At 63.5% G+C, this 22,002-nt stretch carries 23 protein-coding genes and 1 pseudogene; 19 read left to right on the top strand and 5 right to left on the bottom strand.

Going from position 1 to position 22,002, the window contains the following annotated elements:
- The first annotated feature begins 26 nt into the window (after positions 1-26).
- From J2W49_RS22415 to J2W49_RS22400, 4 genes and pseudogenes are all read left to right on the top strand, one after another.
- A complete protein-coding gene (locus tag J2W49_RS22415; protein WP_310321388.1) occupies positions 27-845 on the top strand; it encodes a helix-turn-helix transcriptional regulator in 819 nt (272 codons plus the stop codon).
- Between the two features lie 83 nt (positions 846-928).
- Entirely contained in the window at positions 929-2,014 is a 1,086-nt protein-coding gene (locus J2W49_RS22410; RefSeq protein ID WP_310321385.1) for a Rieske 2Fe-2S domain-containing protein, read from the top strand.
- Between the two features lie 19 nt (positions 2,015-2,033).
- Positions 2,034-2,237 (top strand): hypothetical protein, encoded by a 204-nt coding sequence (locus J2W49_RS22405; protein WP_310321383.1) that lies wholly within the window; start codon positions 2,034-2,036, stop codon positions 2,235-2,237.
- 321 nt (positions 2,238-2,558) lie between these two features.
- Positions 2,559-3,101, top strand: a pseudogene (locus tag J2W49_RS22400) (type 2 periplasmic-binding domain-containing protein); the annotation flags it as partial.
- 20 nt (positions 3,102-3,121) lie between these two features.
- Here the strand turns inward: J2W49_RS22400 and J2W49_RS22395 are convergent.
- Positions 3,122-4,186 (bottom strand): NADP-dependent oxidoreductase, encoded by a 1,065-nt coding sequence (locus tag J2W49_RS22395; RefSeq protein WP_310321380.1) that lies wholly within the window; start codon positions 4,184-4,186, stop codon positions 3,122-3,124.
- A gap of 185 nt (positions 4,187-4,371) precedes the next feature.
- Between J2W49_RS22395 and J2W49_RS22390 the strand changes: the two genes are divergently transcribed.
- Positions 4,372-5,367, top strand: a complete 996-nt coding sequence (locus J2W49_RS22390; RefSeq protein WP_310321376.1) for an AraC family transcriptional regulator — start codon at positions 4,372-4,374, stop codon at positions 5,365-5,367.
- Positions 5,368-5,376: 9 nt separating this feature from the next.
- On the opposite strand, the gene J2W49_RS22385 is transcribed toward J2W49_RS22390, so the two are convergent.
- Positions 5,377-5,997, bottom strand: coding sequence for a MarC family protein (locus J2W49_RS22385; RefSeq protein ID WP_310321374.1), 621 nt, complete (start codon positions 5,995-5,997; stop codon positions 5,377-5,379).
- Between the two features lie 324 nt (positions 5,998-6,321).
- On the bottom strand, positions 6,322-7,080 hold the full coding sequence (locus J2W49_RS22380) for an SDR family oxidoreductase (protein ID WP_310321372.1): 759 nt from the start codon (positions 7,078-7,080) through the stop codon (positions 6,322-6,324).
- Positions 7,081-7,174: 94 nt separating this feature from the next.
- On the opposite strand from J2W49_RS22380, the gene J2W49_RS22375 reads away from it, so the two are divergent.
- The 4 genes from J2W49_RS22375 to J2W49_RS22360 all read left to right on the top strand — a co-directional run bounded on the left by J2W49_RS22375 (position 7,175) and on the right by J2W49_RS22360 (position 10,251).
- Positions 7,175-7,774, top strand: a complete 600-nt coding sequence (locus J2W49_RS22375) for a 2-hydroxychromene-2-carboxylate isomerase (RefSeq protein WP_310321370.1) — start codon at positions 7,175-7,177, stop codon at positions 7,772-7,774.
- A 46-nt stretch (positions 7,775-7,820) separates the two neighbouring features.
- A complete protein-coding gene (locus J2W49_RS22370) occupies positions 7,821-8,510 on the top strand; it encodes a dienelactone hydrolase family protein (protein WP_310321368.1) in 690 nt (229 codons plus the stop codon).
- Positions 8,511-8,698: 188 nt separating this feature from the next.
- Complete coding sequence (locus tag J2W49_RS22365) at positions 8,699-9,598, top strand: amidohydrolase family protein (RefSeq protein WP_310321598.1); 900 nt, start codon at positions 8,699-8,701, stop codon at positions 9,596-9,598.
- A gap of 2 nt (positions 9,599-9,600) precedes the next feature.
- Positions 9,601-10,251 carry a glutathione S-transferase family protein gene (locus J2W49_RS22360; RefSeq protein ID WP_310321366.1) on the top strand — a complete coding sequence of 217 codons (651 nt, stop codon included), beginning with the start codon at positions 9,601-9,603 and terminating at the stop codon, positions 10,249-10,251.
- Positions 10,252-10,400: 149 nt separating this feature from the next.
- On the opposite strand, the gene J2W49_RS22355 is transcribed toward J2W49_RS22360, so the two are convergent.
- Both J2W49_RS22355 and hemB read right to left on the bottom strand, forming a co-directional pair.
- Entirely contained in the window at positions 10,401-11,507 is a 1,107-nt protein-coding gene (locus tag J2W49_RS22355; protein ID WP_310321364.1) for a magnesium transporter CorA family protein, read from the bottom strand.
- 14 nt (positions 11,508-11,521) lie between these two features.
- Positions 11,522-12,523, bottom strand: coding sequence for a porphobilinogen synthase (hemB, locus tag J2W49_RS22350; protein WP_310321362.1), 1,002 nt, complete (start codon positions 12,521-12,523; stop codon positions 11,522-11,524).
- Between the two features lie 211 nt (positions 12,524-12,734).
- Here hemB and J2W49_RS22345 point away from each other — a divergent pair, with 211 nt between their 5' ends.
- The 10 genes from J2W49_RS22345 to J2W49_RS22300 form a co-directional block, all read left to right on the top strand.
- Positions 12,735-13,862: a hypothetical protein gene (locus J2W49_RS22345; protein WP_310321359.1), complete on the top strand. Its 1,128-nt coding sequence runs from the start codon at positions 12,735-12,737 to the stop codon at positions 13,860-13,862.
- Positions 13,863-14,129: 267 nt separating this feature from the next.
- On the top strand, positions 14,130-14,558 hold the full coding sequence (locus J2W49_RS22340; RefSeq protein ID WP_310321357.1) for a CopD family protein: 429 nt from the start codon (positions 14,130-14,132) through the stop codon (positions 14,556-14,558).
- A gap of 15 nt (positions 14,559-14,573) precedes the next feature.
- A complete protein-coding gene (locus J2W49_RS22335; protein ID WP_310321355.1) occupies positions 14,574-15,665 on the top strand; it encodes a VanZ family protein in 1,092 nt (363 codons plus the stop codon).
- Positions 15,666-15,821: 156 nt separating this feature from the next.
- Complete coding sequence (locus J2W49_RS22330; protein ID WP_310321353.1) at positions 15,822-16,160, top strand: (2Fe-2S) ferredoxin domain-containing protein; 339 nt, start codon at positions 15,822-15,824, stop codon at positions 16,158-16,160.
- 57 nt (positions 16,161-16,217) lie between these two features.
- Complete coding sequence (locus J2W49_RS22325) at positions 16,218-16,841, top strand: alpha/beta hydrolase (protein WP_310321349.1); 624 nt, start codon at positions 16,218-16,220, stop codon at positions 16,839-16,841.
- 68 nt (positions 16,842-16,909) lie between these two features.
- Positions 16,910-18,064, top strand: coding sequence for a D-alanyl-D-alanine carboxypeptidase family protein (locus J2W49_RS22320; RefSeq protein WP_310321595.1), 1,155 nt, complete (start codon positions 16,910-16,912; stop codon positions 18,062-18,064).
- A 238-nt stretch (positions 18,065-18,302) separates the two neighbouring features.
- Positions 18,303-18,680: a 30S ribosomal protein S12 gene (gene rpsL, locus J2W49_RS22315; protein ID WP_056266875.1), complete on the top strand. Its 378-nt coding sequence runs from the start codon at positions 18,303-18,305 to the stop codon at positions 18,678-18,680.
- Positions 18,681-18,832: 152 nt separating this feature from the next.
- Positions 18,833-19,303, top strand: a complete 471-nt coding sequence (gene rpsG / locus J2W49_RS22310) for a 30S ribosomal protein S7 (protein WP_304914906.1) — start codon at positions 18,833-18,835, stop codon at positions 19,301-19,303.
- 81 nt (positions 19,304-19,384) lie between these two features.
- Positions 19,385-21,487 carry an elongation factor G gene (gene fusA / locus J2W49_RS22305; RefSeq protein ID WP_310321342.1) on the top strand — a complete coding sequence of 701 codons (2,103 nt, stop codon included), beginning with the start codon at positions 19,385-19,387 and terminating at the stop codon, positions 21,485-21,487.
- A gap of 222 nt (positions 21,488-21,709) precedes the next feature.
- Positions 21,710-22,002: GTP-binding protein (locus tag J2W49_RS22300; RefSeq protein WP_310321340.1), on the top strand; the 293-nt coding region annotated here is incomplete at its 3' end.

Here is a 22,002-nt window from a genome sequence, read left to right as displayed (position 1 = left end):
CAGTGCAGCGCTTCGAGAATCACCACATGCCCGCCACCTGGACCTTCGATGCACCCGCCGGTGTTCACCTGTTTCCTGCGGCGGCTGTGGCTGGCTTGCTTGACGTGGCCAGTGCACCGCTGAGCGCCGAACGCCTGCTTCGGGCCATTGAGCCGGTGGTGCCAGTGGAGCACCTCGCGCTGGTGACCTTCCGGCACCAAACGCCAGAACTGATCGAGGGCTTCTCCGCGCACACCCGTGATCGCAACGTGGTGGCCGAGTGCTTCACCATTTATCGTCGCAGCGACTACTTCCGCAGCGACGCCGTCATGCGCATGGCCGATCAGGTGGCGCAGCGTCCGGCGCGCGAAGTCACGGTGATGCATTGCCGGGCCGACGAGCTGCCGGTGGCCGGCTGGCGCGACGACATCTACGTGCGCGAGAGCCTCATTGAGCGCTTTACCCTGCTGCATGCACCGGCACGCGGTGCGGTGCAGGCCATCCATCTGTACCGGGACCATCGCCAAGGCCTGTTTCAGCCGCACGAAATAGAGCAATTGCTCGCGCTCGCACCGCTGTTGCGCCAAGCCCACCACGCTGCGCTGCAAGCAGGCGCTGTGGCGGTGGACAGGCAAGCGCAGATCGACCAGGCTTCACGCCGATTGGGACGGCTGGCACCTTCGCTGTCGCCGCGCGAACGCGCGGTGTGCGCACGCATCGCCTGCGGTCTCAGCGCCGATGGCATCGCCGCCGACCTCGACGTCGCGCCTTCCACCGTGCTCACCCTGCGAAAGCGTGCGTACCTGAAGCTGGCCGATGTGGGCCTGCCGGCGCACCGCCTGGGGTTGGCGCGCCTGCTCGCCTGAGACCCTGAGTGTCCCCCTCGAAGGGGACGGCGCACCCGTGGGCGCGGCCTAGCATGGACCGCACATGAACGAAGGAGACCCCGATGTGGCTGCGCAACTGCTGGTACGTGATCGCCTGGGACCACGAGATCCCCGCGGCAGACGACCCCAAGCTCTTCACCCGCACGGTGCTGGGCGAACCGGTGCTGGTCTACCGCACCGGCACCGGTGACATCGTCGCGCTGGAAGACCGCTGCTGTCACCGCCATGCACCTTTGTCGGTGGGCCGGCGCGAAGGCGACTGCGTGCGCTGCGGCTACCACGGGCTGAAGTTCGATCCGCAAGGCCACTGCGTGGAAGCGCCGGGCATCGAGATCGTGCCCGCCAAGGCCTGTGTGCACCGCTACCCGGTGGCGGTGCGCAACCGCTGGGTGTTCGTGTGGATGGGCGATCCCGCCAAGGCCGACGTGGCGCTGCTGCCCGACAACTTCAGCTGCGACCACCCCGACTGGAAGAACAGGCCGGGCTACCTGCACTACGACACGCCCTACCTGCTCATCTGCGACAACCTGCTGGACTTTTCCCACCTGAGCTACGTGCACGAAAAGTCGCTGGGGGGCTCCACGCGCATCGCGCAGTCGCGTCCCGTGATCGAGCCCGTACCTGGCGCCACCGCCGACTGGCCACAGATGGGCATCAGGGTCTCGCGCCATGTGAACGATGTGCCACCGCCGCCGTTCTACCAACGCTTCCGCCAGTTCGACACCAACCTCGATCGCTGGTTCGTCTACGAATTCCTGTTGCCCGGCACGCTGCTGATGCACTCGGGTGGACGACCCACCGGCGCGGCGCCCGATGCACCCGGCCCGTCGGTGCGTCTGCACAGCTGCCAGACGCTCACACCCGAGACTACCCACACCACGCACTATTTCTTCCAGCAGTCGCATCCGGCGAACGAAGGCGACGACACCGTCACCGAGAGCATCTACAACAGCCTGATCGGCGCCTTCAATGAAGACCGCGACATGATCACCGCGCAGCACCGCAACATCCTGCTCAGCTCCGCGCGGCCCATGATGCCGCTGGCCATGGACGCCGCACTCATCCAGTTCCGCCGCCTGCTGGAGGCACGCGTGCACGCCGAACACAGCGCGGCCATCGCTTCGCCCCACCCCGCCCTGACGACCTGACCACAACGGAGACACAACGATGAAATGGCCCACCTGCCGACTCGCCCCTTTGACTGCCGCCCTGATGATGACCACCGGTTTGGCCAGCGCCCAGACCGTTCTTAATGTGTCCACCTGGTTGCCGCCTTCGCACGGCGCCACCATGGCGCAGAACAAGGGTCTGTTCACACTGTTTTCCATCTTGGAAAAACAGTGTGAACAGACCCTTGGTGCGAGGCCGTAGAAAAAGAGAGCAAGGGCAGTGTGAAATGCAACCTGCTGCCCAAGGCGGTCTCAGCACCGCCCGGCACGTTCGACGCGGTGCGCGACGGGTTGGCCGATGTGTCCTACACGGTGGACGGCTACACACCGGATCGCTTCATCTTCACGCAGGTGGCCGAATTCCCGTTCCTGGGCGACAGTTCCACCGCCACCAGCGTGGCCTACCAGCGCATCTGCGACAAGTACTTCGCCCCCCCTGGGCGAGCACCGCGGCGTAAAAGTGCTGGGCGTGTTCACCCACGGCCCCGGCATCACTTTCACGGTCAAGTAGCCGGTCTCCAGCGCAGCCGATGCCGCCAAGCTGAAGTTCCGCATCGCTGGCGGCAACATCAACGAACTCTCCAAGCTCATGGGCTGGAACACCACGCTCAAACCCGCCACCGAATCCTTCGAGCTGCTGTCCACCGGCGTGATGGACGGCACCTTCTTCCCTGACGAATCGCTGCAGTCCATGCGGCTGAACATGGTGAAGTACGCCACCACTTTCCCCGGTGGCCTCTACAACACCAGTTTCGTCTTCATGATGAATCCGGCCAAATACAACGCGCTCAAGCCTGAAGAGAAAGCCGCCATCGACAAGGTGTCGGGCGAGCACGCCGCGCGCCTGTTTGCCGCCGGATGGGACCGCACCGATGCCGCTTCACGCGAGATCCAGAAAACCACCGGCGTGCAGCGCCAGATGGCCAGCGATGCCTTTGTGAATGAAATGAAGGCCAAGCAGGCGGCGCTGGAAGACAAGTGGGTGGCGGCGGCCGAAGCCAAGGGCTTGAAGAATGCCCGCGCCGTGCTCGACGAGTTCCGCGCCGAGACGCAAAAGCTCAAGTGAGATTGGTGGTGGGGCCTGGCTCAGGCCTCAGCCACCCGTACCACGGTCTTCCCCAGATGGTGCCCGGAAAGCAGATCAATGAAGCCTTGCGGTGCCTCCAGCAGTCCGTGAACCACATTTTCCTGCACGCGCACGTGGCCCTTCTCGATCCAGTGGCGCATTTGTGTGCGAAAACGCAGCAGATGCTCGAAGCGCTCGCCATAGTGGTCAAGCACGATGAAGCCCTGCAGGTGAACGCGCTTTTGCAACACAGTCGCGAGCAGCGCGGGTCGAAGGTCGGGCGTTTGCGCCGCCCCCGCAGCGTCGTTGTAGTGGGCGATGAATCCGCACACCGGCACGCGCGCGCCGGTGTTGAGCAGGGGCAGCACGGCGTCGAGCACGGCGCCGCCCACGTTCTCGAAGTACACGTCGATACCCTGAGCGCAGGCCTGGGCCAATTGCCTTGCGAAGTCAAGGGCGTGGCGGTCGATGCAGACGTCGAAGCGCAATACTTCCAGGGCATGCCTGCACTTCTCTGCCCCGCCCGCGATGCCCACGACGCGCGCACCGTGCAGCCGGGCCAGCTGGCCGACCACGGCGCCGACCGCACCGGTGGCCGCAGCCACCACCACGGTGTCCCCGCGACGAACCTGTGCGATGTCGATCAGCCCCACATGCGCTGTGAAACCCGGCATGCCCAGCGCGCCGAGCGCGAGCGAGGGCTGTGGGTCTTCATCGAGAGGCAACAGATCGCTGCCGTCTGACAGCGTGTAATCCTGCCAGCCAGCGTTGGCGAGCACGAGATTGCCGGGCCGAAAGCCGGTGTGGCGCGAGGCCACGACGCGACTGACGGTGCCGCCCACCATGGGCGCGCCGACCTCCACCGGGGGGGCGTAGCCTGGTCCCATCGGGTCCATGAGGTTGCGCATGTAGGGATCGAGCGAGAGCACGAGCGTCTGCAGCAACACCTGGCCATCCATGGGTGCGGGAACGGGTGTGGTCTCGGTGCGAAAGTTCGACGGGCTCGGCGCGCCGTCGGGCCTTGAGGCGAGCACGATGCGGCGGTTCACCGTGGCGCTTTGGGCGCCGAGAGAGGTCGAGGTCATAGGGGTAACCATTGGATCCTTGACAGCGGACAGGGGAGACGAGCGAGTGATGGTGGTGGAACCGGCATCAGGACAGGTGTCGCAAGAGGAAGACATGTGGAATATCGGGTCAAAGGGTGGACCGGAATGGCAAGGTCGCCAGCTTAGGACTAGGATCCCGGCGTTTCAATTGCGATTTCTCCGAAATGCATGATTTTTCCTCCGACTTGGCGAGGCCACGGCCGTCCGATCTGCTGAGTCAGATTCTGTTGGGGCTTCGGCTTGATGGCGTGTCGTACGGGCGTTGTGTGATGCGCCCGCCATGGGCTGTTGCCTTTCCCGCTCGACCTGAGGCGCGCTTTCACTTTGTGGCGCGCGGGGGTGCATGGCTGCGAACCCCGGGTGGCGACTGGCTGTCGCTGAAGGGCGGTGACGCTGTGCTGCTGCCGCGTGGCAGCCTTCATGTGCTGGCCAGCTCACCAGAGGTGCCGACGGTCGGCATCGACTCGCTCGCTCGCACCGAGGTGGCTGAGAACATTTACCTGGTTGGCGACGCGGCCCGCGCAAGAGGCGATGTGCTGAGCGATGGTGACGCCGTGATGTTCTGCGGAGCGATGCGCTTCAACCTCGACCCGCTTCACCCTCTGCTGACCATGATGCCGGACTTGATGCGGGCCAGCGAACTGGCGGCGCGCGATCCCGCTGTACCTGCGTTGCTTGATGCCATGGAGCGCGAGGTGGCGTTGGAACGCATTGGCGCCTTTGGCATGCTGGCTCGGATGGCCGACGTCCTGGCCGCAAGCATCATCCGCGTCTGGGTGGAGTGCGCCTGCAGCGATGCCAGTGGCTGGATCGCTGCGGTGCAATGCCCGCGCATCGGCAAGGTGATCGCGGCCATTCACGCCGAACCTGAGAGAGATTGGACCGTGCCGACCCTTGCGAGCCTGATGGGTGCGTCGAGGTCAAGCTTTGCCGAGGCGTTCACCCGCACCGTGGGAGAAAGCCCGGCGAAGTATGTGGCCAGGGTGCGCATGTTCCAGGCGCGGCGCTGGATCGAGCGCGAGGGCATGCGCGTGGCGGTGGCGGCCACGCGACTGGGTTACGACTCCGAGGCTTCGTTCAGTCGAGCCTTCAAACGCGTCATGGGTCTGCCGCCCGCCGCAGTGCGCCAAAAGCACAGAGACGCAGCGAGAACCATCTAAGGCGTTCGCTTACCCCGCCAGCGCCGGGAACAGCTTCACCAGCCCGGTGGCCATCACCTCCACCGACAACGCGGCCAGGATCAGACCCATCAACCGTGTCATCACGTTGATGCCGGTCTGGCCCAGGATGCGTGAAATGGGCTGGGCCAGCGTGAAACACACCGCTGTGGCCAGCGCGATCACCACGCCGTAGCCGACCAGCGCGGCATGCTGGAAGAAGGTCTGCGCCTGGTCGGCGTAGATCACCACGGTGGACATGCTGGCCGGCCCGGTGAGCAGCGGAATCGTCAGTGGCACCACGGCGATGGAGGTGCGCGAGGACGCGTCGTTCACTTCTTCTTGTGTGGCCTTGGCCTCGGCCGGCTGGGCGTTGAGCATGGACAAGGCTGAGGTGAGCAGCAGCATGCCACCGCCCACCTGGAAGCTCGCCAGCGAGATGCTGAAGAACTCGAGGATCTGCAGGCCGATCAGGGCGCAGGTGGCGATCACCGCGAACGCACTGAACGCCGAAATCAGCACCGTGCGCTGGCGCTGCTTGCGCGAAAAGCCCTGCGTGTAGTGAATGAAGAAGGGCACGATCGCCAGGGGGTTGACGATGGCCAGCAGGGTGATGAGGGGTTTGAAGTCCATGGGTGTGTGGCGTGGTGGGCAGCGTGGATTTTGCTCCCACCGCCGAACGTTCAGTTGGCCGACCTCAGCCGGATCAGCCCCCTTGACGCGGGAGGCACCAGGTCCCTTCCAGTTGCCGGGGCAGCGACCCGCGCAGCGGCGGAGCGTGGGGGCCTTCAGACCGCAGCGCCGGGCCGCCCCAAGCAAGGTCAGCCCCCTCGGGGGGGCAGCGACCCGCGCAGCGGCGGAGCGTGGGGGCCTTCAGACCGCAGCGCCGGGCCGCCCCAAGCAAGGTCAGCCCCCTCGGGGGGCAGCGACCCGCGCAGCGGCGGAGCGAAGGGGGCACTATCTACCTCCGGAGACGTCCAAAAGGCTCATGGTCGTGTAGCTCGCCGCGTCAGACAGCAGCCACACAATGGCTTGCGCCACCTCGTCGGCCGTGCCGCCGCGCTGCATGGGCACCTGGTGCTTGAGCTCGTTCACCCGGTTGGGCAGGCCGCCGCTGGCGTGGATCTCGGTTTCGATCAGGCCTGGTCGCACCGCGTTCACGCGGATGCCTTCGCCCGCCACCTCTTTGGCCAGACCGATGGTGAAGGCATCGACCGCGCCCTTGGCCGCCGCGTAGTCCACATACTGACCCGGCGAGCCCAGGCGCGACGCCGCGCTGGACATGTTCACGATGGCGCCGCCCGAACCACCGTGGCGGGTGCTCATGCGCCGCACCGCTTCCCGCGCGCACAGCAACGTGCCCATCACGTTGATGTCGAACATCCGGCGCCAGCGCGCCATGTCCATCTCATCCAGGCGCGCGCTCACGTCCACCACGCCTGCGTTGCTCACCAGGCCGGTGATCGGGCCGAACTTCGCGTCGATGCGCTCGAACATCGTCATCACCTGGGCTTCAACGGCCACGTCGGCCTGTACGGCCATGGCGCTGCCGCCACCGGCCCTGATCTGGCGCACCACCTCGTCGGCGGTCAGCGAGTTGGCCGTGTAGTTCACCGCCACCGTCCAGCCCTGCTCGGCCGCCAGCCGCGCCGTGGCCGCGCCGATCCCGCGCCCGCCGCCGGTGACCAGAAGCACCTTCCGCTGCACCTTGTCCATACCCCGCCTCCTGCATAAAGTGGTTGCATCGCTTACAACGTGGGCTGCCCGTTCACACCCTCCACCGGGATTACAACAGCCTCAGGAGATCCCCATGCGTCGCACAGTCGATTATTTTTTCGCCCCCCAGAGCCCCTGGATGTACCTGGGTCATGCCCGATTTACCGACATCGTTCAGCGCGCGGGCGCCGAGGTGCGGGTGCGACCGGTGGACTATGGCCAGATCTTCGCTGTCTCCGGCGGACTGCCCCTGCCCAAACGCGCACCCCAGCGCCAGGCCTACCGCCTGGTGGAGCTGCGCCGCTTCAGCGAAGCGCTGGGCATTCCCCTGCACCCCGAACCCCGTCACTTCCCGGTCGCCGGCGATCCTGCCGGCTGGCTGATCACCGCCGTGGCCGAACAAGAGGGTGCCGAGGCCGCCATGCGCCTCACGGGCGCTATTGGCCGAGCCATCTGGGTCGAAGAGCGCAACGTTGCCGACGACAACGTGCTGGCCGAACTGCTCAGCGAGAACGGGCTGGAGGTTTCGCACCTGGCGCGATCGCAGCAGGCGGATGTCAAGGCGCGCTACGCCGAACACACCCAGCAAGCGATTGACGCCGGTGTCTTCGGTGCGCCAAGCTATGTCATCGACGGCGAGATCTTCTGGGGCCAGGACCGGCTCGATTTTGTGGAGCGCCGCCTGGCCGGCTGATCTGCCGCGCACCCTTTCTTTCATCCCTTCAATACAAGGAGCACGCATGGGCCAATTCATCGATCTCAAGTCCGCCGACGGTTTCACCTTTCCCGCCTACGTGGCGCAACCCACCGGCACGCCCAAGGGCGGCCTGGTGGTGCTGCAGGAAATCTTCGGCGTCAACTCGCACATCCGTTCCGTGGCCGATGGCTACGCCGCGGACGGCTATTTTGTGGTCGCGCCGTCCACCTTCCACCGCGTCCAGTCGGGCGTTGACATGGGCTATTCCGAGGCCGACATGGGTGAGGGCTTCCGCCTGAAAACCGCGGTTGAGGCCTTGCCCGAACCCGGTGTCATGCCCGACATCCAGGCCGCCATCGACCATGCGGAACAAGCCGGCAAGGTCGGCATCGTCGGCTACTGTTGGGGTGGCCTGCTCACCTGGCGTGCGGCCTGTCGGCTCAAGGGTTTGTCTGCTGCAGTGCCGTACTACGGCGGCGGCATGACCGGCGAAGGCGAAGCCTCCCGCCAACCCACCGTGCCCGTGATGGCCCACTTCGGCGACCAGGACCACTGGATCCCGCTTGACACCGTCGAGGCCTTCAAAAAGGCCCAGCCTGGCGTCACGGTCTACATCTACAACGCCAACCATGGCTTCAACTGCGACCAGCGCGGCTCGTACGACGAAGCGGCGGCCAGGCAGGCACGCGAGCGCACCCTGGCCTTTCTTGCCGAACACGTGAACAGGCCCTAAAGATGGACCAGTCCCGCCCAGCATCGGGCATAGCCGGCCATTTGCGGCGGCTGTTCTATGGCCATGTCCGGGCCTGTACGGGAAGGCTTGATGCGGCGGCGGGCCACCCGCTTGACGGTGGCGATGACTGCAGGCCCGTGAAGCGGGTTTCCCGGCATCAGTGGCTGGGGCTGCTGCTGGCAGGGCTGATGGGCAGTGCATCTGCGCAGTACACCGGCCCACTGTTTGACGCCCACCTGCACTACAACGACGAAGCCTGTGTGCACGACGGCGTGTCGCCTGGCTGCCCGTTCCCACTCTCCGACGTGCTGAACCGCATGCAGCGCAACGGGGTTCGGGCCATCGTCGCGAATTCCCGGCCCAACGAAGGCACCAGGGCCTTGGCGCAGGCGCGCGAGCAAACGGCCGCTGCCGGTGTCACGGTGGTGCCCTTCGTCCGTCTCTACCGCAACCGTGCCGACTACAACAACTGGTTCCGGGACCCCAGCATCGCCGAACTCGTGCACACCGAACTTGCCGACGGTACCCCGGCAGGGCCGTACCGCGGCCTGGGTGAATTCCACCTGTACGACAGCGCCAACGCCAATGGCCAGGTGGCCCGCCAACTCATGGCCATGGCCGAAGAAAAAGGCCTGGCCATCCTTGCCCATGTGGACGATGTCGCCATCGACCTGCTCATGGCCCACACCATTTCCAATGGTGAGAATGCGATGCGTGGAGAAGCGGCGGAGCGTGGGGGTCACAGCTTCCGATTGATCTGGGCCCACACCGGCATCGGCGGAACGGCCGTCGAACGGGTCGACCAGCTGATGGCAAAGTACCCCGCACTCATGGGTGAACTCTCTTACCGACCTGGCCTCACCTGCAGCGAAGGCCAGCTCTGCCCGGAGTGGCGCGCCTTGCTGCTCAAGTACCCGGACCGCTTCCTGATCGGCTCCGACACCTGGGTCAATCTGCGCTGGCTGTATTACGACGACCTCATGCGCGGCTACCGAACCTGGCTGGGTGGCTTGCCGCCCGAATTGGCCCGTCGCATTGGCTGGGAGAATGGAGCCCGCCTGTTCGGCGTACCCACTCCGTCCCAATGACCATGATCCAGCTTCATTACTACCCCAGCACCGCCAGCATGGTGCCCCACATCCTGCTCGAAGAACTGGCCGTGCCCTACGAGCGCGTGCTGGTCGACCGCACGCAGGACGTGCACAAGACCACCGCCTACCTCAAGCTCAATCCCAATGGGCTGATCCCGGTGCTCACCGACGGTGACCTGGTGTTGTACGAGACGGCCGCCATCTGCCTGCACTTGTGCGACACGCACCCCCAGGCAGGGATGGCGCCGGCCCTGGGCACGGCAGACCGCGCCCATTTCTACAAGTGGCTGGTGTGGTTCACCAACACCCTGCAGGCCACACTCATGGTCTATTTCCATCCCGAGCGCTGGGTTCATGCACACAACAGCGCCGCCTCACAAGAGGTCAGGCACATGGCGCAGACCCAGATCCGCCCGATGCTGCGTCAGGTCGATACCGAACTGGCCCGCCACGGCGGTCCCTGGATGCTGGGTGACACCTACAGCGCACTCGACCCCTACCTGTTCACCCTCTGCCGCTGGACCCGCAACTTCGACAAAGGCCAGGCCCGAAGCCTGCCCCACATCGGCCCCTTCCTGCAACGCATGCTGGAACGCCCGGCGGTCCAACGCGCACTCGCCAACGAAGGCCTGAGCGCACCGTTTGTGTGATGCGCTAAAAGCGCTGCGTTGAGGCCTGCAAAGTCCGGCCCGGAGCGACGTGTCCCTATCCAGAGATACCGTGGAACCGGCTTTGCCGGGCCACTGGTATCGACCCCTTGAAGGGGGTGACGCGCTGAAAGCGCGGCGCGGGGGTGGGCTTACTTTGTTCTGGCCAGATACCGCTTGCGCCAGAACAGCACCCCCAGCACCACCGCCGTCAGCAACATCGAACCCAGTGCCCACCAGAAGCCGGCCTGCTGGTGCACCAGCGGAATGAATTCGAAGTTCATGCCGAAGATGCCTGCGATCAGGTTCAGTGGAAGAAAGATCGCAGTCAGCGCCGTGAGCGTGCGCATGATGTCGTTGGTGCGGTTGCTCTGCGCCGAGAAATGCATCTGCACAGCGGTCTCTGCGTTCTGTTCCAGCCGCCGCACGTGGTGCACCACCCGCTCGATGTGCTCCAGCACATCGCGTGAACGCACCCGCAGCAGGTCCAGCCCGCGCTGCCCGCCGTTGTATTCACCGGGCTCCCATTCCTCCAGCGCCTCGATCCAGTCCTGAATGGCGGCCCGCTGGTCTTCACAGATTTCGTCAAGCTGGTGCAGCGAGATGCGCGCGTCGAGCAGGGAGCTCCAGTTGTTGAAGCGGGTTTTGGGGTGCAGCAACTCGGCCTGCCAGTGGTCGAGTTGACGGGTGAGTTCGCGCCGCAGGTCCAGATAGCCGTCCACCATCTGGTTGATAATTCGCAGCATCAGGTCGGCCGGATGCGGTGGCAGGTTCACGCCGGCAGCGCGCGATGTCACGCTGACTGCGGTCATCAGCCTTGACGCGTACTGGTCCAGCACCTGACAGCCAGCGGGGTGCACGGTGAGCAGAACGCGGTCAAACACGGCAAAGCCCACCGGGCTGGTGTCGATGCGCCGCAGCACCGGTGGCCCGCTGCGCTTGGTCGCTTGGGTCAGCACCGCGCCGGGATGAGCCAGATCGGTCTCCGTATGGCCTGCCGCCAGCCGCCGGAACACCAGCACGTCGTACTGCGAGGTGTAGTCGTAATGCGAGGGCAGTTGGTTGTTGAGCAGGTCCGAGAGGTGCAGATCGACCAGTGTCAGGCCGCAGAGCACCTGCAAGGTGGATTGCACCGCACCTTGTTCCAGTTCGAATTCGCGCCGCCCGCAGGCGATCCACACGTAGCCCGTTGGCGGCAGCACCATGGGCAGCGTGGACGATTCACTCACCGACCCGGGCAGGATGTGGAAGACCCGCATGTTGTTGGGAAGGGTCAGCCCCGCAGCAGGCGCGCCGCGTCTCGCGCGAAGTAGGTCAGCACCCCGTCCGCACCCGCGCGCTTGAAAGCCAGCAGGCTTTCCATCATCACCGCGTCGTGGTCCAGCCAGCCGTTCTGCGCCGCGGCTTTGAGCATGGCGTACTCGCCGCTCACCTGGTAAGCGAAGGTCGGTACCGCAAACTCGTCCTTCACCCGCCGCACGATGTCCAGGTACGGCATCCCGGGCTTCACCATCACCATGTCGGCACCCTCGGCCAAGTCCAGCGCTACTTCGCGCAGGGCTTCGTTGCTGTTGCCTGGGTCCATCTGATAGACCTTCTTGTCGGCCTTGCCCAGGTTTGCCGCCGAGCCCACGGCGTCCCGGAACGGGCCGTAGAACGCACTGGCGTACTTGGCGCTGTAGGCCATGATGCGCGTGTGCACCAGGCCATTGGCTTCCAGAGCGGCACGGATGGCGCCGATGCGCCCGTCCATCATGTCGCTGGGCGCCACCATGTCCACACCCGCCTGTGCCTGAGTCACGGCCTGTTTCGTCAGTATCTCGACGGTGGGGTCGTTCAGGATGTAGTTGTGCTCGTCAAGCACACCGTCCTGACCGTGGCTGGTGTACGGGTCCAGGGCCACATCCGTCATCACGCCGAGCTGTGGAAAGCGCTCTTTCAGGGCTCGCACCACGCGCGGCACCAGCCCGTCGGGGTTCAGGGCCTCCTGGCCATCGGGCGTTTTCAGCGACTGGTCGATCACCGGGAACAGCGCCATCACCGGTATGCCCAGCTGCACGCAGTCTTCAGCCACGGGCAGCAGCAGATCGAGACTCAGCCGTTCCACGCCAGGCATGGAGCCCACGGCTTCGCGCCGCCCCCGCCCGTCCAGCACAAACACCGGGTAGATCAGGTCAGCCGCGCTCAGGCGGTGTTCGCGCACCAGATCGCGGGTGAAAGCATCGCGGCGCAGGCGGCGCGGTCGGTTGAAGGGGTAGGGGGCGGGTGAATGCATTGCCGTATTGTGTCCAAAGCCGTGTAGACCGGCAGTCAATCTGCCATGTGGCGTGGAAAAAGACTCAAATTCTCAAAAATAAGAATTTGTATCAAGCAGTAATAAAGGTATAGATATTGAAAAAGTTTCCTGTTTGTGTTGAACTCCAACTTAAGTAGAAATCATTGCCTTTGGTCAAATTCCGCTTTGCCTTCTTTACCTGAGTTCCGTCATGTTGTCACCCAAGAAAATCCCCACCTCGTCCTCCACACCATCCAGGGGCGCTGCGAGCGGTGACACCGAATCATGGTCGCTTGACGATCAGTGGCCCGATCTGCTGGCAGGTCTGGCGGACCAGATCACCGAGGGGGTCAGTGCGTTGCAGAACCAGATTGACCAGCTCCTCGCCAGGGACCGCATCACGCGGCAAGAGCACCATGCACTGAGTGTGCCCATTGGCAGGGTCAAGCTGGCCGGCGTCAGCACGCAGCAGATCCACCGCTTCTACAGCGGACGCATTCGGCAATCGCACGAGAAGATCAACATGGCCGAGTTGGTCGAGGGTGTCCTGCAGGAACGCAAGAAGGAATTCGCGCTGCTGGGCATCGCGTTGAGGCGCAAGCTGAAGCCGGTGGATGTGCTGGTCGATCCCACCGTGGCCCACACGTTTGTGAACGCGGTGTTGGACTGGGCGCTGCCCTACGGCAATCGTGTCGATGTGCGCATGGATCTGAACCCCTGGCCACCGCATGCGCGTTTCCAGGTTCGGGTGGCGAACGAGGGTGCACCACCCTCCAGCCAGACGACCGACGACAACCTCAGCTGGATGCTCATTCGGCAGATCGCGGCAACCGCGGGCGGCATCGAGCTGGAACGCACCGTGACCGGCGAAGGCACCACCTTCAACGCCATGTTCACCCGCACCGTGCAGGCGGTCGACGGTATTTCTGCGGTGGATCTGTCGGACGACCACTCATCGATGTTCAAGTCGCTGTCCGGCACTTATGTGCTTACCATCTCGCCTACCCTGCAGATCCGGGCCGACGTGCGCGACGCTTTGCGCGAGATCGGTATCGTGTCAGACAGCGTGGTCGACTTCGTGCAGGCCCGTGATGCCATCAAGGGGCGCATGCCCAACCTGATCGTGGTGGACTCGGAAATCAAGGGTGCCGACTTCGAGTCTTTCCGGCGTGAACTGCTCAGGGAAGTGTTTGAGTTTCCGTTCGTGGAAATCTCGCCAGACGACAGCTCGTTCGACATGTCCGGCTTTGGCGAATTCTCCATGGCCAAGGTCGGCCGCGGCAACATTCGCGAGGCCTTGGGCACGGCCGTCATGTTTGAGCTTGCCAAAATGATGTGAGCTTTATCACCTTTGTTGAATCGGAGTTGTCGTCACCCTGTCAAATCTGACAGGGTGACTTGCCAAAAACCCTATCTTTTGGTGTAACATTCCGTTCGGGCAAACCGAAAGGGGCGCTCCCCGCTTTTCCTCCCTGAGCGGGTGCCTTAGTGTGTGACAGCAAAAAGGCTTCCCAACCCGGCCCATGGCCGGGTTTTTTTTTGCCTGTGCTACTGCCCATGGTGTGCTTGCCGGGGCGTACCGTGGGGCCAGGGCTACACTGCGGCGATGCTCTGGATCAAAGCCTTTCACATTGTCTTCATCGCCAGCTGGTTCGCGGGCTTGTTCTACCTTCCGCGCATCTTTGTGAATCTGGCCATGGTGCCGCCGGAAAGCGTTGCCGAGCGGGAGCGTCTGCTCGTGATGGGACGCAAACTCATGCGTTTCACCACCCTGTTGGCCGTCCCGGCCATCGGGCTCGGCGCGTGGTTGTGGTGGGGCTACGGCATTGGTCGGGGGCCTGGCAACGGCTGGATGCACGCCAAACTGTTCGTCGTGGTGCTGACCGTGGCCTATCACCATGTTTGCGGTCTTCTGCTGCGCCGATTCGAGCGTGGTGAGAACCGGCGGCCGCATGTGTGGTTCCGGTGGTTCAACGAAGCGCCTGTGCTGCTGATGCTGGCAGCGGTGGTGCTGGTGGTGGTCAAGCCCTTCTAACTTCAACTTCTCCCTTTGCAGGTCCGCTCTTCCGCCTGGACACTTTCCCTCCTGTTCGGAGGGCTGATTGTCTACGCCAGCCTGTACCCTTTCAAGGGCTGGTGGGTGCAAGGCATCTCCCCGACCGCCTTTCTCTGGGCGCCGTTCCCGCAGTACTGGACGGCCTTTGATCTGATCTCCAACTTAGTGGGGTACGCCCCCCTTGGCTTTCTGCTGGCACTCGCCATGCTGCGCTCAGGTGGTGGGCGGCTGTCATGGCCGGTGGCGGTCCTGGTACCGGCCATGCTTTCCTTTGGGATTGAGGTTGCCCAGAACTATTTGCCCATGCGCGTGGCGTCGAATGTGGATCTGGTGCTGAACGCGCTGGGCGGCCTGATGGGTGCCACCGTCGCGTGGCTGCTTGAACGCATCGGTGCGTTGCAGCGCTGGAGCCAATTTCGGGCAGACTGGTTTGAGCCGGGCGCGCACGGAAGTCTGGTGCTGCTGGCCCTTTGGCCTTTTGCCTTGCTGTACCCGGCTTCGATTCCGTTTGGACTGGGCCAGGTGTGGGAGCGTATGGAAGCAGGGTTGATCAATCTGCTTGAAGGCACACCATTTCTGGAGTGGGTGCCGGTGCGCGCCACGGTACCCGATCCTCTTAGCCCCCTGGCCGAGGCTTTTTGCATCGCGCTCTGCCTACTCGCCCCCTTGATGATGGGCTTTGCGGAATTGAGGTCGGTGCTGCGCCGCCTGATATTCGCCGGTGCGCTATTTGCTTGTGCCGTGGGAATGGAAGGCATTTCATCGGCCATGACCTTTGGGCCGGTGAACGCCTGGTCATGGTTCAACCTGCCTGTGGGCTTGGGCATGGGCGTGGCGCTGGTGGTGGGCTTGACGCTGGCGGGACTGCCACGGCGCCTGTGCAATGTGGTGATGCTGCTCTGCCTGGCGGTGTCCCTGACCTTGCTCAACCGCACGTCGGCCAGTCCCTACTTCGCTCAGTCCCTCGAGGTATGGGAGCAGGGGCGATTCATCCGGTTTCATGGCCTGTCTCAGTGGGTAGGCTGGGTTTGGCCCTTCGCTGCACTGGTATTTGGCTTGAGCGCCGTTGCTCGCAAGCCGGCATGAAGGAAACACGCCAGCCGCGCTTCACCTGACGCCCTCGCGGGCGGTGGTGACATGGGCCTTGAATGGCAGAAACTGGCCGGGTAGCGAGGGCTCAATGGAGGCTCCCTTGTCATGACTCGTTGCAAGTCTGAACAGGGGCGCCACTAGAATCGCGCCATGACAGAAAACCCGCCCTACTACCAGCGGCACATCTTTTTTTGCCTCAATGAACGCGGTGGTGATGAGGCCTGCTGCGCCCGTCACAAAGCGCAGGCGGCGTTTGACCGGTGCAAGTCGCAATCCAAGGCCCAGGGCCTGCTGGGCGCAGGCAAGGTCCGTGTGAACAAGGCAGGGTGCCTGGACCGCTGTGCGGGGGGGCCGATCGCCGTGGTGTACCCGGAAGGCGTCTGGTACAGCTATGTCGACGAGAGCGACATTGACGAGATCGTGCAGTCCCACCTCCGGGATGGCGTCGTCGTCGAACGTTTGTTGACGCCACCTGACGTCGGGCGCTGAGGGCCTCGGCATGCCTATCCTGCGTTGTGGCCTGTTGGCCCTGGAAGTCGTTCCTCGATGAATGCCCAAACCGAGATCCTGCAGATCCCCGGGCCGTCCGGCCTGCTGGAGGTAGCCGTGGATCGTCCTTCGGTCGACACCATAGGGACGGCCGTCATCTCTCACCCCCACCCCCTGTTTGGCGGGACGATGAGCAACAAGGTCGTGCAGACCCTTGCTCGGGCGTTCGTGCAAAGCGGGTGGACGGCCGTGCGTTTTAACTTCAGGGGCGTGGGCGCCAGCGCCGGCGTCCACGACGAAGGTCGCGGCGAACTGGACGATCTGCTGGCGGTGGTGAATGCGCTTGCGCCGCAGGGGCGCCTGAGCCTGGCTGGATTCTCTTTTGGTGCTTTTGTCACCAGCCACGCGCTCGAACGCCTGCATGGGCAGCGAATCATTGACAAGGTGGTTCTGGTGGGCACGGCCGCCAGCCGTTTCCAGGTGGCCCTGGTGCCAGAGGAACTCCATCTGCGCACACTGGTCATTCACGGCGAGCAGGACGACACTGTGCCGTTGGTATCCGTCATGGACTGGGCCAGACCCCAGACCCTGCCCGTGCTGGTGGTGCCAGCTGGCGGGCATTTCTTTCATGGGCAACTGCCCTTGTTGCGCGAGTTGGTCACGCGCCACTTGAGCACGTGACCGCTCACGCCGTTTTCAGTTTCTATTCAAGGAATCCCATTTTGCTGCGCCGTTTTGTTCCGTTCGTGATGTCTGTGTGCCTTTTTTGGGGTGCTGCGCTGCCTGCAGCGGCCCAAATGCCTCAGCCTCCAGAAATTGCAGCCAAGGCCTATCTCCTGATGGATGTCACCTCAGGCCAGGTGCTTGCGGCCAAGGATCCGGACCAGCCGGTGGAGCCGGCCTCGCTGACCAAGCTCATGACCGCCTACCTGGTGTTCGACGCACTCAAATCACGCAAGATCAGCCTGACGCAGACGCTGCCCGTCAGCGAGCGCGCCTGGAAGATGCCGGGATCGCGCATGTTCATCGATCCCAGCATGCAGGTTCCGATCGAAGACCTGGTCAAGGGCATGATCGTCCAGTCGGGCAACGACGCCACGGTCGCGCTGGCAGAGGGCGTCGGCGGTTCTGTGGAGCGATTCGTGCAGTTGATGAACGACCAGGCCAAGGCGCTGGGCATGAGCGCTTCCAGCTTCCGCAATCCGGAGGGGCTCACCGAAACCGGGCACACCACCACCGCGCGCGATCTGGCCACCCTGGCCACCCGGCTGATGAACGACTTCCCGGAATATGTCACCTACTACGCCGTTCAACGCTACCGCTATCCCGGCACACCTGAAGCCAATGACCGAAACCGCAATGTGCTGCTGTTTCGAGACCCCACTGTCGACGGCCTGAAAACCGGCCACACCAATGCTGCGGGCTACTGCCTGGTGGCCACGGCCCGGCGCGAGGTGCCCTCCCTGGGTTCCGGTGCTGAGGGTCAAAGGCGTCTGTTGAGCGTGCTCCTGGGCGCGACTAGCGAAAACGCGCGCGCCAACGAAAGCCAGAAGCTGTTGAACTGGGGTTACACCGCTTTCGATGCGGTGCGGCTGGCCAAGGCCGGCGAGCCAGTTGCCACGCCCAAGGTGTGGAAAGGCAAGGAAGCCCAGGTAAAGCTGGGACTGCCGCAAGGCGTGGTGGTGACGGTTCCGGCTGGCGAGGGAAGCAAACTCCGGACCGAGATCATCCGCCCCGAGCCCTTGGTGGCGCCGCTGACGCGCGGGCAAGCACTGGGCAGCCTGAAGATTTCGACGGCCAATGGGGCTCCTGTGGCCGAAGTGCCGCTCACCGTGCTGGAGACGGTCGAAGAAAGCGGCATCTTCGGGCGGGCCTGGGACGCCATGCGCTTGTGGATTCAGTAAAGAAAGAGCCCCCACGCTCCACCGCTTGCGCGGGTCGCTGCCCCCCCCCCGGGGGGCCGGCCTTGCTTGGGGCGGCCGGGCGCTGCGGCCTATGAGCCCCCACGCTCCGCCGCTTGCGCGGCGTGCACAGTCTGCCGGTTGCCTGATTTCAGGCTGCGTGCTACATTAGCGGGCTTTTCGGAATTTTCCGAAGGGCTTTTCGTTTTCGCTTTTCTCAAACGTTTAGGGACGTTTTTCAATGCCAACCATCAATCAACTCGTGCGCCACGGCCGGGAGGTCGAAAAGACCAAATCCAAGAGCCCGGCCATGGAAAATTCTCCGCAGCGTCGCGGTGTGTGCACCCGTGTGTACACCACGACCCCCAAGAAGCCCAACTCCGCTCTGCGTAAAGTCGCCAAGGTGCGCCTGACCAACGGTTTTGAGGTCATCTCCTACATCGGCGGCGAAGGCCACAACCTGCAGGAACACAGCGTCGTGCTGGTTCGCGGCGGTCGTGTCAAGGATCTGCCTGGTGTGCGTTACCACATCGTGCGCGGTTCACTCGACCTGCAGGGCGTGAAAGACCGCAAGCAGTCGCGCTCCAAGTACGGTGCGAAGAAGCCCAAGGCCAAATAATCTGGTTTTTCGGTGTTTGGCCGGCCGGCAAGCCAGGTCGAACGTAGTGACCCCAAAACGCCATGTTGGCGGCGGGTCGAGTAAGTGAGGGCCTTGCTGGGTTCTCGCGGTGCCTGAAAAGGTGCCAACTGAAGCAAATTTGAGGTGTAAAAATGCCACGTCGTCGCGAAGTCCCTAAACGTGAAATCCTGCCGGATCCCAAGTTCGGCAATGTCGAGCTCTCCAAGTTCATGAACGTGATCATGGAAGGCGGCAAGAAGGCGGTTGCCGAGCGCATCATCTATGGTGCGCTGGAGCAGATGGAAAAGAAGAGCGGCAAAGACCCGCTCGAACTCTTCGTCACCGCCATCAACAATGTCAAGCCCATGGTGGAAGTCAAGTCCCGCCGCGTGGGTGGTGCAAACTACCAGGTGCCCGTGGAAGTGCGCCCGGTGCGTCGCTTGGCGCTGTCCATGCGCTGGATCAAGGAAGCCGCCCGCAAGCGCAGCGAAAAGTCCATGGCCATGCGCCTGGCCAACGAGCTGCTCGAGGCCAACGAAGGCCGTGGTGGCGCCATGAAAAAGCGCGATGAAGTGCACCGCATGGCCGAAGCCAACAAGGCTTTCAGCCACTTCCGCTTCTAAGTTCCGTTTCCCTCAGTCATCCAAGGCGAGCCCGCGACACCCCAAAAGGGTGGCGGGCTTGCCCCATTCAGGAGTATTTCCATGGCACGCACTACGCCACTGGAGCGGTACCGCAATATCGGTATTTCCGCCCACATCGACGCCGGCAAGACCACCACCACCGAGCGCATTCTTTTCTACACCGGTGTGAACCACAAGATTGGTGAAGTGCACGACGGTGCGGCCACCATGGACTGGATGGAGCAGGAGCAGGAGCGTGGCATCACGATCACGTCTGCGGCCACCACCTGTTTCTGGAAGGGCATGGACCTTTCCTACGAAGAGCACCGCTTCAACATCATCGACACCCCCGGCCACGTGGACTTCACCATCGAGGTGGAGCGTTCCATGCGCGTGCTCGACGGTGCCTGCATGGTCTATTGCGCCGTGGGTGGCGTGCAGCCCCAGTCGGAAACCGTCTGGCGCCAGGCCAACAAATACAAGGTGCCTCGTCTGGCGTTCGTCAACAAGATGGACCGCACGGGTGCCAACTTCTTCAAGGTCTATGACCAGATGAAGCTGCGCCTGAAGGCCAACCCCGTGGCCATCGTGATCCCGATCGGCGCCGAAGAGAACTTCACCGGCGTGGTCGACCTGATCAAAATGAAAGCCATCATCTGGGACGAAGCTTCCCAGGGCATGAAGTTCGAGTTCCAGGAAATCCCTCCCCATCTCGAGGCGCAGGCCAAGGAATGGCGCGAGAAGCTGCTGGAAGCCGCTGCCGAGTCCAGCGAAGAGCTGATGAACAAGTACCTCGAAGAAGGCGACCTCACCGAGGCAGAGATCAAGCTGGGCATCCGCACCCGCACGCTGGCCACCGAAATCCAGCCCATGCTGTGTGGCACCGCGTTCAAGAACAAGGGTGTTCAGCGCATGCTCGACGCCGTGATCGACTTCCTGCCCTCTCCAGTGGACATCCCGCCCGTGGGTGGCATGGACGAAGACGAAGCGCCGACCTCCCGCAAGGCACAGGACGACGAGAAGCTGTCCGCTCTGGCATTCAAGCTGATGACCGACCCCTACGTGGGTCAGCTGACCTTCGTGCGCGTCTATTCGGGTGTGCTCAAGAAGGGTGACTCCGTCTTCAACCCTGTCAAGGGCAAGAAGGAGCGCATCGGCCGTATCGTGCAGATGCATGCCAACAACCGCCAGGAAGTCGAAGAAATTCGCGCCGGCGACATCGCTGCCTGCGTGGGCCTGAAAGACGTGACCACGGGTGAAACCCTGTGCGATCCGGAAGCCGTCATCATGCTCGAGCGCATGGTCTTCCCTGAGCCCGTGATTGCACAGGCCGTGGAACCCAAGACCAAGGCCGATCAGGAAAAAATGGGCATTGCGCTGCAGCGTCTGGCGGCTGAAGACCCATCTTTCCGGGTCAAGACCGACGAAGAGTCGGGCCAGACCATCATCGCCGGTATGGGCGAGCTGCACCTGGAAATCATTGTTGACCGCATGAAGCGCGAATTCGGCGTGGAAGCCAACGTGGGCAAGCCCCAAGTGGCCTACCGTGAAACCATCCGCAAGGAAGTGGCCGAGGCCGAAGGCAAGTTCGTTCGCCAGTCGGGCGGCAAGGGCCAGTACGGTCACGTGGTGTTCAAGATCGAACCCAACGAAGCCGGCAAGGGCTTCGAGTTCGTCGACGCCATCAAGGGCGGCGTGGTGCCGCGTGAGTACATCCCTGCGGTGGAAAAGGGCGTTGTCGAAGCGCTGACCGCTGGCGTGCTGGCCGGTTACCCGGTGGTGGACGTCAAGGTCACGTTGCACTTCGGTTCGTACCACGATGTGGACTCGTCCGAAATGGCCTTCAAGATGGCCGCCATCTTTGGCTTCAAGGAAGGCTGCAAGAAGGCCAGTCCGGTTATTCTGGAACCCATGATGGCGGTGGAAGTGGAAACGCCTGAAGACTATGCCGGCAACGTGATGGGCGATCTGTCCAGCCGCCGCGGCATGGTGCAGGGTATGGAAGACATGGTCGGTGGTGGCAAGGCCATCAAGGCCGAGGTGCCGCTGTCCGAAATGTTCGGCTACTCGACCACACTGCGTTCGATGTCGCAAGGCCGTGCCACGTACTCCATGGAGTTCAAGCACTACGCCGAAGCCCCGCGCAACGTGGCCGAAGCCATCGTCGCAGCTCGGGCCAAGTAAGCCCACCCCCGCGCCGCGCCTGCGGCGCGTCACCCCCTCAAGGGGGCGTTGCCATCGGGCCGGCAGAGCCGGACCCTTGGCAACCCTTGATGGGAAGAGTCTGTAGCGCGGAGAGATTTTCAGTGGTCTTCGACGCCGCTTTGCGGTTGATCAGCTGCCCGTGGCAGGTCTATGTCGGAAACCTTAAACACACACGGGTTTTGTTCTTTTAGGAATTGAAAAATGGCAAAAGAGAAATTTGAGCGGACCAAGCCGCACGTGAACGTGGGCACCATTGGTCACGTGGACCATGGCAAGACGACGCTGACGGCGGCGATCACCACGGTGCTGTCGGCCAAGTACGGCGGTTCGGCCAAGGCCTACGACCAGATCGACGCGGCCCCCGAAGAGAAGGCCCGCGGCATCACCATCAACACCGCTCACGTGGAATACGAAACGGCCAACCGCCACTACGCCCACGTGGACTGCCCCGGCCACGCCGACTATGTGAAGAACATGATCACCGGTGCCGCCCA

This window comes from Hydrogenophaga palleronii, from assembly GCF_031457455.1.
Lineage (GTDB): Bacteria > Pseudomonadota > Gammaproteobacteria > Burkholderiales > Burkholderiaceae_C > Hydrogenophaga > Hydrogenophaga palleronii_A.
The sequence above is the reverse complement of the archived record's forward strand: the minus strand, read 5'-3'. Positions and strand labels throughout refer to the sequence as shown.

Coding starts and splice junctions, on each gene's coding strand:
- J2W49_RS22415 (WP_310321388.1), top strand. CDS start 27: ATGCCCGCCACCTGGACCTTCGATGCACCCGCCGGTGTTCACCTGTTT.
- J2W49_RS22410 (WP_310321385.1), top strand. CDS start 929: ATGTGGCTGCGCAACTGCTGGTACGTGATCGCCTGGGACCACGAGATC.
- J2W49_RS22405 (WP_310321383.1), top strand. CDS start 2,034: ATGAAATGGCCCACCTGCCGACTCGCCCCTTTGACTGCCGCCCTGATG.
- J2W49_RS22395 (WP_310321380.1), bottom strand. CDS start 4,186: ATGACCTCGACCTCTCTCGGCGCCCAAAGCGCCACGGTGAACCGCCGC.
- J2W49_RS22390 (WP_310321376.1), top strand. CDS start 4,372: ATGCATGATTTTTCCTCCGACTTGGCGAGGCCACGGCCGTCCGATCTG.
- J2W49_RS22385 (WP_310321374.1), bottom strand. CDS start 5,997: ATGGACTTCAAACCCCTCATCACCCTGCTGGCCATCGTCAACCCCCTG.
- J2W49_RS22380 (WP_310321372.1), bottom strand. CDS start 7,080: ATGGACAAGGTGCAGCGGAAGGTGCTTCTGGTCACCGGCGGCGGGCGC.
- J2W49_RS22375 (WP_310321370.1), top strand. CDS start 7,175: ATGCGTCGCACAGTCGATTATTTTTTCGCCCCCCAGAGCCCCTGGATG.
- J2W49_RS22370 (WP_310321368.1), top strand. CDS start 7,821: ATGGGCCAATTCATCGATCTCAAGTCCGCCGACGGTTTCACCTTTCCC.
- J2W49_RS22365 (WP_310321598.1), top strand. CDS start 8,699: ATGGGCAGTGCATCTGCGCAGTACACCGGCCCACTGTTTGACGCCCAC.
- J2W49_RS22360 (WP_310321366.1), top strand. CDS start 9,601: ATGATCCAGCTTCATTACTACCCCAGCACCGCCAGCATGGTGCCCCAC.
- J2W49_RS22355 (WP_310321364.1), bottom strand. CDS start 11,507: ATGCGGGTCTTCCACATCCTGCCCGGGTCGGTGAGTGAATCGTCCACG.
- hemB (WP_310321362.1), bottom strand. CDS start 12,523: ATGCATTCACCCGCCCCCTACCCCTTCAACCGACCGCGCCGCCTGCGC.
- J2W49_RS22345 (WP_310321359.1), top strand. CDS start 12,735: ATGTTGTCACCCAAGAAAATCCCCACCTCGTCCTCCACACCATCCAGG.
- J2W49_RS22340 (WP_310321357.1), top strand. CDS start 14,130: ATGCTCTGGATCAAAGCCTTTCACATTGTCTTCATCGCCAGCTGGTTC.
- J2W49_RS22330 (WP_310321353.1), top strand. CDS start 15,822: ATGACAGAAAACCCGCCCTACTACCAGCGGCACATCTTTTTTTGCCTC.
- J2W49_RS22325 (WP_310321349.1), top strand. CDS start 16,218: ATGAATGCCCAAACCGAGATCCTGCAGATCCCCGGGCCGTCCGGCCTG.
- J2W49_RS22320 (WP_310321595.1), top strand. CDS start 16,910: ATGTCTGTGTGCCTTTTTTGGGGTGCTGCGCTGCCTGCAGCGGCCCAA.
- rpsL (WP_056266875.1), top strand. CDS start 18,303: ATGCCAACCATCAATCAACTCGTGCGCCACGGCCGGGAGGTCGAAAAG.
- rpsG (WP_304914906.1), top strand. CDS start 18,833: ATGCCACGTCGTCGCGAAGTCCCTAAACGTGAAATCCTGCCGGATCCC.
- fusA (WP_310321342.1), top strand. CDS start 19,385: ATGGCACGCACTACGCCACTGGAGCGGTACCGCAATATCGGTATTTCC.